The following is a 12,244-nucleotide window of genomic DNA, read 5'->3' as shown; positions in this document are numbered from 1 at the left end:
GCTCACTGCAACCGGGCGAGGAGCCCCGCCACGGTGGGCGCCTCCATCAAGGTCGCGATCTTCAGGGATTCGCATCCGGGCTCCCTCCTGATCCGCCGGACGAGTTTCATGGCGAGCAGCGAATGGCCGCCGAGGTCGAAGAAGTCGTCGTCCGGGCCGGCCTCGGGCACACCGAGCTCCTCGGCGAAGATCCGGCACAGGAGGGCCTCCAGCTCCCCGCCGCGCCCCGCCTCCGTCGCGGCCGCGGACGCGGGCGAGGCCGCCTCGGCGGTCACGGCACGTGCGGCCAGCACGGACGGAAGCGCGCCGACCTTGATGCCCGGATCGGCCGCGACCGCCCCCAGCAGGGCGATCAGGCCGTCGGCCATCGCGGCGATCGTGTCCCGGTCGAACAGGTCGGCGGAGTAGTCGACGATCAGCCCGAGCGTGTCCGTCCCGTCGCGCACGTCCGTCCCCTCCCGGAAGATGAAGTCGAGGTCGAACTTCGCCGCGCCCGGCCCGAACAGCGCCTCCCGCTGCTCGAGCCCGGGGAACCGGACATCGCCGACGCCCTGGTTCTCGTACCCGACCATCACCTGGAACAGCGGGTTGCGGCCGGGCACACGGCGCGGGCGCAGCGCCTCGACGACGGCCTCGAACGGCAGGTCCTGATTGGCGAGGCCCGCGAGGTCGGCCTCCCGGACGCGGGCGAGCAGCTCGGTGAACGCCGGGTCGCCGGACACGTCGGCGCGCAGGACGAGCGTGTTGACGAAGAAGCCCACGAGGTCCCGCGCGGCCTCCTCGGTGCGTCCCGCGACGGGGCTGCCGAGGGGGATGTCGTCTCCGGCCCCCATGCGGTGCAGGAGGGCCGCGACGGCCGCCTGGCAGACCATGAACATGCTGGCGCCGGCGTCCCGCGCGACGCCGCGCAGCCGCCGCGCCAGGCCGGGCGGCAGGCCGGCGGTCAGGGTCCCGCCGCGCTGCCCGACGGTCCCGGGACGCGGCCGGTCCACCGGCAGCGGGATCTCCTCGGGGACGCCCGCCAGGGCGCGCGCCCAGTGGTCGAGCTGCCGGGCGTGGACGCTGGCGGGGTCGAGCGGGTCGCCGAGCAGCTCCCGCTGCCACAGCGCGTGGTCGGCGTACTGGACGGGAGGCGGCTCCCACGCGGGCGGCGCCCCGTCCAGCCGGGCCGTGTACGCCTCGGCGACGTCGCGGGCGAACGGCCCGAACGACCACTCGTCGAACGCGATGTGGTGGAACACGGCGAGCAGCAGATGCTCGCGCTCGCCCTCGGGGAACACCGCGACCCGCAGCGGGATCTCCTTGCCGAGGTCGAACGGCCTGGCGATGACGTCCTCGGGCGCGCACGTCGCGACCTCCAGGACGGGACGCGCCTCCTCCGGATCGAGGATCCGCTGATGAGGGACGCCGTCATGCTCGGCGAAGATCGTCCGCAGGCTCTCGTGCCGGGCGGTGACGTCGGCGATCGCGGTTTCGAGGGCCGCGAGGTCGAGGTCGCCGCGGAGCCGGACGGCGAGCGGCAGATGGTAGGCGCCGCGCGGCCCGTCGTCCTCGCGGAGGAGCTGGTCGAGCATCCACAGGCGGCGCTGGGCGGACGACAGCGGGATGCGTTCGGGGCGTTCCCTCGGTTCCAGGACGGGCCGGGCCGCCGCGTCCGCTTCGAGGCCGGCGTTGCGGTGGACGCGTCCGGCCAGTTCCGCGACGGTCGGCGCCTCGAACAGGTCGCGGATCGCCAGTTCGGCGCCGAGGACCTTGCGCGCCCGGCCGACGAGGCGGGTCGCCAGCAGGGAGTGGCCGCCGAGGTCGAAGAAGTCGTCGTCGACGCCGGCGCCGGGGGCGTCCAGGACCTCGGCGAACAGCGTGCACAGGAGCCGTTCGACGGGTGTGCGGGGCGCGCGGCCGCGTCCCTCCCGGCGCGGCCTGTCCCGCCCCGGGTCGGGGAGTGCGCGGCGGTCGAGCTTGCCGTTCACCGTCAGCGGCAGCGCGTCCAGGGTCATGATGGCGCTCGGCACCATGTAGCCGGGCAGCCGCCCCTTGAGCGCCTCGCGGACCCGTCCGGAAAGGATCCCGTGGTCGCGTGCGGCGACCGGGTCGTTGGCGTAGGACGCGGGCGCACGTCCGGGTTCGGCCGGCAGGCCGGCCGCTCCCCCGCCGAACACGGCGTCGTAGTACCCGATCCGGTCGGACGGCGTGAGGACCGCGTCCGGGTACAGCGCGTGCAGCGTCTCCGGTTCGATGCCTTCCGGTGACGCGGACAGCGCCTCGCGGGCCTCGTCGGGGGTTCCGCCGTCGCGCAGGGTTCGCAGGGCGGCGACCTCACCGGAGAGCCTGGGGTCCGGAATCCCCCGGACCCGCAATGGGCCCGGCGGCCTTGCCTCCAGGTCGTCGAGAGTGGTCCAGCCGACGACCGGTGTCTCCGGAGCGGGCGGCACGGACTTCCAGAGGACGACGTCGTAGCGGTGCCGGGTCAGCTCGTTGTGGCGGGTGCCGCGCTTGGTGAGCACATCGACGCGTGCGGGACCGTCCACGGCGGTGAAGAAGGCGGGGTCGAGCAGCAGTTCCTTCTCCATCCGGACGGCGCGCTCTACCGCGCCGAGGTCGCCGCCGCCGCGTCCGAGCTGGATCGCCGCGTGCAGGCAGCGGACGGTCCGCAGGTCACGGACGTCGCCGAGGAACAGCGCCCCGCCCGGTGCGAGGAGCGTCATCGCCTTGCCGATGACGTCCCGGAGGTAGCCGGCGCCCGGGAAGTACTGCGCCACCGAGTTGATGACGATCGTGTCGAAGTGCCCCTCGGGCAGGCCGCCGGTGTCGTGGGCGGGACGGTGGCTCAGCCGCACCGCCGAGTCCGGGCCGAGGTCGTGCCATCCCTCGGGGGACGGCCCCCCGGCGGCTCCGCCGAGATCTCGGCGGAGCTTGGCGATGACGGGCTCGGAGAAGTCGGTCCCCCAGTACTCCTCGCTCTCGGGGGCGAGGCGGGTGAGGATGAGGCCCGCGCCCACGCCGATCTCCAGGACGCGGCGGGGCCGCAGGGCACGGATGCGCTCGACGGTCGTCTCCCGCCATTCGCGCATGTCGTCCAGCGGGATCGGGGCACCGTCGTAGCTGCTGTCCCAGCCCGCGAACTCCTCCTGGTGGACGACGGTGCCGACCTCGGTGTACTCGGCGTCGTAGATCTGCCGCCATTCGGCGAGCTGCTCGTCGGCGGCGCCCTCCCGCGTCCCGTCCGGGACGATGTAGCCGACCAGGCGTTTCACCCCGGCGACCCCGGTGTCGGCGGCGACGACGGCGGCCTGCCCGACGCCCGGTTCGGCGGCGAGCGCGGTCTCGACCTCCTCCAGCTCGACGCGGTAGCCGCGGATCTTGACCTGGTCGTCGGTGCGGCCGAGGAAGTCGATGTTGCCGTCGTCGCGGACCCGCACGAGGTCGCCGGTCCGGTACATGCGTGAACCGGGCGAGCCGGACGGGTCGGCGACGAAGCGTTCGGCGGTCAGGTCGGCGCGGCCGAGGTAGCCGCGGGCCAGGCCGGCGCCCGCGATGTACAGCTCGCCGGGCGCGCCGGGCGGGACGGGACGCAGCCGGCCGTCGAGGACGTACCCGCGGGTGTTCCAGATCGGCTTGCCGACGGTCGGGGTGGCGCTGTCCGCGGTGCCGCCGCCGAGCGTGTTGATGGTGTACTCGGTCGGGCCGTACAGGTTGTAGCCGAGGACGCCGTCGGCCCGCGCGAGCCGGTCCCACACCGACGCGGGGACGGCCTCGCCGCCGAGCAGGACGAGCGGCGGCCGGTGCCCCCCGTCGAGGAGCCCCTCGTCCAGGAGCTGCTGCGCGTACGTCGGCGTCACGTTGATGACGTCGATGCGGTGCCGCCGGAGGTAGGCGGTGAGCGCTTCGGCGTCGCGGCGCAGCTCCTCGTCGCAGACGTGCACCTCGTGTCCTTCGATGAGCCAGAGCAGCTCTTCCCACGACATGTCGAACGAGAACGACACCGTGTGGGCGATCCGCAGCCGGCGCCCCGCCGATTCCACCACCGGGTCGAAGATGTTGGCGCGGTGGTTGAACTGCATGTTCGTGAGGCCGCGGTAGGGCGTCACCACGCCCTTCGGACGTCCCGTGGAGCCCGACGTGTAGATGACGTAGGCGGGGTGGTCGAGGCGCCCCGGGGTACCGGGCGCGAAGCCGGGCAGTTCGCCCGGGGCGGGGTCGGTGCCGGGCAGGTCCGCGAGGGCCTGGGCGACGTCCGGGTCGTCCAGGGCGAGCGTGGCGCCGGAGTGGGTGAGGCCGGCGGCGATGTCGCGGTGCGAGACGAGGCAGGCCGGGGCCGCGTCCCGGAGCGTGTAGTCGAGCCGGTCGGCCGGGTAGTCGAGTTCCAGCGGCAGGTAGGCGGCGCCCGTGCGCAGGACGGCGAACAGCGCGACGACCATCTGCGCCGACCGGGGCAGCGCGAGCGCGACGACCCGTTCGGGTCCGGCGCCGTGCGCGAGCAGGAGACGGGCGAGGCGGTTGACCTCGGCGTTCAGCTCCCCGTAGGTGAGGCGGACGTCGGGGAGGGACACGAGGGCCGGGTCGTGCGGCTGTTCCGCCGCGCGTTCGGCGAGCAGTTCGGCGACCGTCAGTTCCGGGACGGGGCGCCGCGCCTCGCCCCACTCGCGCCGCAGGCGGTCGTGTTCCTCGGGGACGAGCAGGTCGAGGCGGTGCCACGGCGTCCCGGGCGACTCCGCCAGCGCCTGGAGCACCCGCACGTACCGGTCGGTGACGCGGTCGGCCTCGGCCTCGGTGAACGCGTCGCCCCGGTACATGACGCGCAGCGCCGCGCCCGGCTCGACCACCATGGTGATCGGGTAGTGGGTGGCGTCGCGGACCTCGCGTCCGAGGACGCGGAGGTCGCCGTCCGGGCCGAACCCGCGGTCGGTGGGCATGCCCGGGAAGTTCTGGAAGACGAACAGCGTGTCGAAGAGCGTGCCGAGGCCGGTGGCGCGCTGGACGTCGGCGAGCGCGACGAACGAGTGGTCGAACAGCTCCGACCGGGCCGCCTGGACGCGGTCGAGCACGGCGGTGAGCGCGTCCGCCGGACCGGCCTGCACCCGGACGGGGATGGTGTTGAACAGCAGGCCGACCATGGATTCGACGCCGTCCACGTCCGGGTGGCGGCCGGACACGGAGGCGCCGAAGACGACGTCGTCGCGTCCGGTCAGGCCCATCAGGACCAGGCCCCACGCGGTCTCGAACAGCGTGCCGGGCGTGACGCCCAGGTCGCGGGCGACGGCGCCGAGGCGTTCCGCGAGCCCCGGCGGCAGCGCACGGTGCACCTCCCCCGCCGTCGTGAGGTCGGCGGGCCGGTCGACGAGGCCCGGGCGGACCAGGGCGGGTTCGTCGAAGCCGTCGAGGGCGCGGCGCCACGCCTCCACGGCGGCGGCCTTGTCGCGTCCGTTCACCCAGTCGAGGAACGCGCGGAACGGCGGGACGGGACGGGCGGCCTCGGCGGCGGCGTCGGTGTAGGCGTCGAGCAGCGAGGTGACGAGGAGGCCGCCCGACCAGCCGTCCAGCAGGATCAGCTCGGAGGTCAGGACCAGCCGGTGGTCGTCCGCCCCGAGGCTCGCCAGGGCGAACCGGATCAGCGGCGGTTCACCCGGGTCGAACGGCTCGGCGCGCTGCGCGTCGACGAACGCCTCCAGCTCGCCCGGGGCCACCTCGGCGTGCGTCCACGGGACCTCGAAGTGGTCCGGGACGAACTGCACCGCGCGGTCGCCGTCCGTCCGGAACCCGGCCCGCAGGTTGGGGAACTTGTCCAGGACGGCGCGCACCGCGTCCGCCATCCGGTCCGGGTCGACCGGCCCTGACAGCGTCACCACGGCCTGCTGCACGTAGATGTCGCGGCCCTCACCGGCCAGCATCAGGTGGAAGAGCAGCCCCTCCTGGAGCGGTGAGAGCGGCAGTTCGCCGGGGGTGCCGGTCTCCGGGGCGGCGCGTCCGGGGGCCGAGGCGGGGGCGGCCGCCGCGGCGAGGGCCTCGACCGTCCGCAGCCGGAAGACGTCCCGGACGGTGAACGACAGCCCGGCGCGGCGGGCGCGGGCGACGAGGAGCGCCGCGCTGATGCTGTCCCCGCCCATGCGGAAGAAGTCGTCGTCGGCGCCGACGCCGACTTCTTCCGCGCCGGCGCGGCCGAGGACGGTCGCGGCGAGCCGGGCGAGGACGCGTTCCGGTCCGGTGGCGGGGGCCCGCCCGGCGGCGGGCCGTCCCGGCTCGGGCAGTGCGCGCCGGTCGACCTTGCCGTTCGGGTTGAGGGGAAGCTCGTCCAGGACGATCAGCTCGTCCGGGACGAGGTAGCCGGGCAGCAGTCCGCGGAGCCGGTCGTCCAGCGCCTCTGTGTCGATGTCGCCCACGACGTACCCGACGAGCCGGACGCAGTGCGCGGCGACGGCGGCGCGCCGGACGCCGGGCTGGGCGGCGAGCACCGCCTCGACCTCTCCCGGCTCGATCCGGAAGCCGCGGATCTTGATCTGGGCGTCGGCGCGGCCGAGGAAGTCGAGCCCGCCGTCGGGGCGGCGCCGCACCCGGTCGCCGGTGCGGTAGAGGCGGGAGCCGGGCGGGCCGAACGGGTTCGCGACGAACCGCTCGGCGGTGCGCGCCGGGTCGCCGAGGTAGCCGCGGGCCAGCCCGTCACCCGCGAGGTACAGCTCCCCGACGGGGACCTCGCGGAGCGAGGAGTCCAGGACGTGTGCGCGGGTGTTCGCGATGGGGACCAGTCCCCCGGCCCCCTCGTCTCCCCCGGCCGCCTCGCCGGGCAGGGCGATCAGGCTGTCACCGGCGGCCTCCGAGCACCCGTACAGGTTGACCAGCCGGGCCGGGACCTGGCCGGCGAGCGCGGCGGGCAGCGCCTCGCCACTGCTGACCCAGGTGGTGACCGACGCGGGCAGGCCGTTGTCCACCAGCGCCGACAGCAGGCTCGGGACGAGGGTGACGAACCCGGCGCCGTGCCGTTCGATGAAGGCGGCCAGCGCGACGGCGTCGGCGGCGGTCGCGTCGTCGGCGATGACGACGGTGTCGCCCGCGACGAGGCCGCCGAGCAGCTCGGTCGTGCCGTCGATGAACGCGGGCGAACTCTTGGCGACGCGAACGCCGGGCGCGGCGAGGTCCGCGCCCCAGGCCAGCCGGTTGGCGAGGGCCCGCTGGGTGCCGGCGACTGCCTTGGGCGTCCCGGTCGACCCGGACGTGAAGATGACGTAGGACGGGTGGTCGGGACGGATGTCCGGCCGTGCGCGGCGCGGCGCGTCCCGTGGCGGCTCGTCCCGGCCGAGGACCAGCAGCGGCCGGACGGCGTCCAGCATCGTCTCCACCCGGGCGGGCGGGTACGCCAGGTCGACCGGCAGGTAGGCCGCGCCCGTCTTCAGCACGGCGAGCAGCGCCACGGCGAACTCGTCCGAGCGCGGCAGGGCGAGCGCGACGACCTGCTCGGGACCGGCACCGGCGGCGGTGAGCCGGTCGGCGAGCACCTCGGCGCGGCGGTCGAGTTCGGCGTAGGTCAGCGCGGTGTCGCCGAACACCACCGCGGTCTTGCCGGGTGTGCGCGCGACCTGCTCCTCGACGAGGGCGGCGACCGTCCGCACGGGGAAGTCGCGGGCGGTGTCGGGGTGCTCGACGGCGGAGCCGAGCGTCGACAGCCTCCGCCCCGGGTCGGCGGTGACCTGGGCGAGCAGCTCGCCCAATCCGTGGAGGAGCCGCTCGACGGTCGCGGCGTCGAAGAGGTCGGCGGCGAACGCGGCGAACCCCTCGACCTCCCCGGCTTCCCCGACCTCCCCGGCTTCCCCGGCTTCCCCGCCTTCCCCGCCTTCCCCGCTCCCGTCACCGACGGGGCCCTCGGCGAAGTACAGGTCGAGGTCGAACTTCACGCCGCCGGTCTCCGGCAGGAACGGCTCGGCGCGCACGCCCGGCAGAGCGAGCCGCACGTCGTCCAGCCGCTGGTGGACGATCATCACCTGGAACAGCGGGCTGCGGGCCAGCGAACGTTCGGGGGCGAGCCGGTCCACGACCCGCTCGAACGGGACGTCGGCGTGGGAGAACGCGGCGAGGTCGGCGCGGCGCACCCGGTCGAGCAGCTCGGCGAAGGTGGGGTCGCCGGACAGGTCGGTGCGCAGGACGAGGGGGTTGACGAAGACGCCGACCAGGTCGGCGAGGTCCTCGTCGGCGCGTCCCGCGATCGGCGACCCGAGCGCCACGTCGTCGCCCGCGCCGGACCGCTGGAGCAGCGCCGCGACGGCGGCGTGCAGGACCATGAAGACGCTGGTGCCGGTGTCGCGCGCCAGCCGCCGCGCCCCGGCGGCGGGGAGCCGGAACGGCACGAGCCCGCCCCGGTGGCTCGCCTCGGCGGGACGCGGCCGGTCGAACGGGAGGACGGTCTCCTCCGGCAGCCCGGCGAGGGTCTCCTCCCAGTAGTCGAGCTGGGAGGACGTGTCGGGCGCCGCCTCCCGCTGCCAGGCCGCGTAGTCGGCGTACTGGACGGGCAGCGGCTCCCAGCCGGGTTCGCGGCCGTCCCGCCGGGCCTCGTAGGCGCGTGCCAGATCGGCCAGCAGCGGTGTGAACGACCATTCGTCGGCTGCGGCGTGGTGCAGCAGCAGGATCAGTGACCATTCGGCGTCGGCCGTCCGGACGAGGGTGCCCCGGACCGGCAGGTCCCGGCCGATGTCGAAGACGTGCGCGGTGGCGTCCCTCTCGATGGCCGCGCGCCGCCGCGGCGTCTCGGCCCGCACGTCGAGGACCGCGAGGTGTACGGGAATGTCCGGTTCAAGGACGCGCTGGACGGGCAGCCCGTCCGGCCCTTCGACGAGCAGCGTGCGCAGCGCCTCATGACGGGCGACGACATCGGCGAACGCGGCGTCCAGCGCGGCCTCGTCCACGGGGCCGCGGAGGCGAAGCCCGAGCGGCAGCGCGTACGAGGCGGAGGGGCCGCGGAGGCGTTCCTCCAGCCACAGCCCCCGCTGCGCGGCCGACGCGGGGACGATCTCCGGCCGTTCGACGTCGCGGACGCGTACCCCGTCGGCCGCGACCAGCCTCGGGGCCAGCGCGGCGACGGTCGGCGCCTCGAACACGTCCGCGATGGACAGCGACCCGCCCAGGACGGCGCGGGCCTTGGCCGCGACGCGGGTGGCGAGCAGCGAGTGCCCGCCGAGGGCGAAGAAGTCGTCGTCGACGCCGATCCCCTCGACCCCGAGCAGCTCCGCGAAGATCGCGCAGAGCGCGGCCTCCCGGGCGTCGCGCGGCGCCCGGGAGGCCGCGCTTGCTGACCGCAGGGCCTCGGGGGCGGGGAGCGCGGCGCGGTCGAGCTTGCCGTTGACCGTCCGAGGCAGCGCCTCCAGGGCGACGAGGGCGGACGGCACCATGTACTCGGGAAGCGCCTCGGCGAGCGCGTCCCGCAGTCCGGCCGCGTCCGGGTCGCCTTCGGGGACGTAGTAGCCCACGAGCCGGGGTTCGCCGGGGCGGTCCTCGCGCACGACGACGGCGGCCTGCGCGACGCCCGGCCGCGCGGCCAGGACGGCCTGCGCCTCGGCGGGCTCGATCCGGAACCCGCGGATCTTCACCTGGTCGTCGGTGCGGCCGAGGTACTCGATGGTCCCGTCCCGGCCGCGCCGCGCCAGGTCGCCCGTCCGGTACATGCGGGAGCCGGGCGGGCCGAACGGGTCGGCGACGAACCGTTCCGCCGTCAGGTCGGGGCGGCCGACGTAGCCGCGGGCGAGCTGCGCGCCCGCCAGATACAGCTCGCCGGGCACACCGGGCGGGACGGGACGAAGCGACGCGTCCAGGACGTGCGCCCGGGTGTTCCAGAACGGGCCGCCGATGCCGGACGCGGGCAGGTCGGCGGACGTCGCCCAGATCGTCGCCTCCGTCGGCCCGTACATGTTGGTCGCGAGCGACGCCGACGCCTCAAGGGACCCGGCGAGCGCGGCGGGCAGCGCCTCACCGCCGACCAGCACCCGCAGCCCCTTCAGCGCGGCGGGGTCGAGCGTGCCGAGCAGCGACGGGGTGCCCTGCACGACGGTGGCGTCCTCCAGCAGGACGGCGAGCGCGGCGGGGTCACGGACGGCCTTCCGCCCGGCGAGGACGACCGTCGCGTCGCTGATGAGCGGAGCGAACAGCTCCAGGGCGGCGATGTCGAACGCGATCGTCGTCACCGCGACGAGCCGGTCGCCCTCGCCGAGGTTCACTTGCGAGCGCGTCGTCAGCAGGAAGTTGGTCAGTGCACCGTGCGGGATGGCGACACCCTTGGGACGCCCGGTCGACCCGGAGGTGTAGATGACGTAGGCGAGGTCGTCCCCGCGCGGTTCGGCGGACGGCACCGCCGGCGCGTCATGTCGATCACCATCGAGAACGAGGAGGCCGGTCCCCTCTGGCAGCAGGTTCGCGGTCTCGCTGGTGACGACCGCGCACAGAGGCCCGGCGTCGTCCAGCATGTAGGCGAGCCGGTCGGCGGGATGGTCCAGGTCGAGCGGCAGGTACGCGGCACCCGCCTTCAGGACGCCGAGCAGGGCCACCGGCAGATCGGGCGTGCGCGGCAGAGCGAGCGCGACCACGCTCTCCGGCCCGGCGCCCCGCGCGCGGAGTTCCGCCGCGAGCGCCGACGACCGCACATCGAGCTCGGCGTAGGTGAGCGACTCCTCTCCCGCTTCGATCGCCGTCACATCCGGTGCGCGCGCCACCTGCTCCTCGAACAACGCGACCACGTTCGTGTCCGGAACGGGACGGCCGGTGGCGTTCGCGTCCTCGATCAGTGCGCGCTCACCGGCGTCCATGATCTCCAGCGCGCCGATCGGACGGTCGGGATCGGCGAGCGCGTCGTTCAGGAGCGTCTCCAGGTGCCCGAGCAGCGCGTCGATGCGCTCGTCGTCGAACAACTCGCGGCGGAACGTCGCCTCGACCGTCATGCCCTGCGGCCTGACGAACGCCTCCAGCGACAGGTCGAAGTGCGTGGTGCCGTTGTGGACGTGCGTCCAGCTCGACGTGACACCGGGCAGGTCGAGCTCGCCGATCTCCTGGGCGAGGAACAGCAGCATGGTGTCGAAGAACGCGGAACGCCCCCTCCCGCGAGCCGGCCGCAACTCCTGAACGATGCGGTCGTAGGGCAGCGCCTGGTGCGCGAAGCCTTCCGCGCACGTCCGGCTGGTGCGGCGCAGGGCCTCCCGGAACGTCGGCGCGCCCGAGAGGTCCGTCCGCATCACGAGCGTGTTGCCGAAGTTGCCGACGAGCCGCTCGATCCCGGCGTGCTCCCGGTTCATCACCGCCGACCCGATCGCCACGTCGTCGGCGCCGGTGTAGCGGTGCAGGAGGACGGCGTAGGCGGCGAGCATCACCGTGAACGGGGTGATGTTCTCCTCGGCGGCGAGCTTCTTCATCCCCTCCGTCACGGCGTCGTCGAAGAGCCGCGCCCGGCGTCCGCCCCGCTCGGAGACCCCGGCGCCGCGCGGATGGTCGGCGGGCAGGTCGAGAGGCGCGGGCGGCGGATCGAGACGGGCGCGCCAGTACGCGAGTGCGTCCTCGTCGACCGGCCGCCGCTGCTCCCACTCGGCGTAGTCGGCGTACTGGACGTCCAGCTCAGGCAGCCCGTCCGGCTCCCCCGTCACGGCCGCGCGGTAGAGCGCCGACAGGTCACGCGACAGCGAACCCCACGTCATGCCGTCCCACGCGATGTGATGCACCACGAGAACGAGCGCGTGCTCGTCCTCGCCGAGCCGGAGCAGCTCAAGCCGGATGGGCCGCTCGTTCCGCAGGTCGAACGGCATCGCCGCCAGTTCCCCCGCCCGCCCGCCGGCGTCCGAGCACTCGACCGGCGTCAGGTCCAGCGAATCGTCCTCACCGACGACCTGCACGGGACCGGCGTCCTCCCGATCCGCGTAGGTCGTCCGGAGGACGGCGTGGCGCCGGATCAGCCCGCGCAGAGCCTCACGGAACGCGCCCGTGTCGAGCGGCCCCGACATGCGGACGAGCAGGCACACGTTGTAGGCGGGACTGTCCGGGAACGTGCGGTGGTGCAGCCACATGCTCTGCTGTGCGTACGACAGGGGCGCCGGCCCGCCGGACCTTCGTGGGGTGAGCCCGGCGGTGTCCGGGCCGAGACCCGCCTCGGCCATCATCCGCCGCATCAGTTCGCGTCGCCGTGCCGTCGTCGTCTGCTCCTGCACGCTCAACTCTTTCGTTCGTCGGCTTCGCCACCGCCGGTTAGGTTAGCCTTGCCTATGAAAATCACACAAGGTTAGCCTTA

At 74.5% G+C, this 12,244-nt stretch carries 1 protein-coding gene; it reads right to left on the bottom strand.

Going from position 1 to position 12,244, the window contains the following annotated elements:
- Positions 1–2: 2 nt before the first annotated feature.
- Complete coding sequence (locus ACTWPP_RS19245; RefSeq protein WP_443105666.1) at positions 3–12,164, bottom strand: amino acid adenylation domain-containing protein; 12,162 nt, start codon at positions 12,162–12,164, stop codon at positions 3–5.
- Positions 12,165–12,244 lie beyond the last annotated feature (80 nt).

The sequence above is a fragment of the Actinomadura sp. 3N407 genome (assembly GCF_052245875.1).
GTDB lineage: Bacteria > Actinomycetota > Actinomycetes > Streptosporangiales > Streptosporangiaceae > Spirillospora.
Note: the sequence above shows the minus strand (reverse complement) of the source record. Positions and strands in the feature narration are given on the sequence as shown.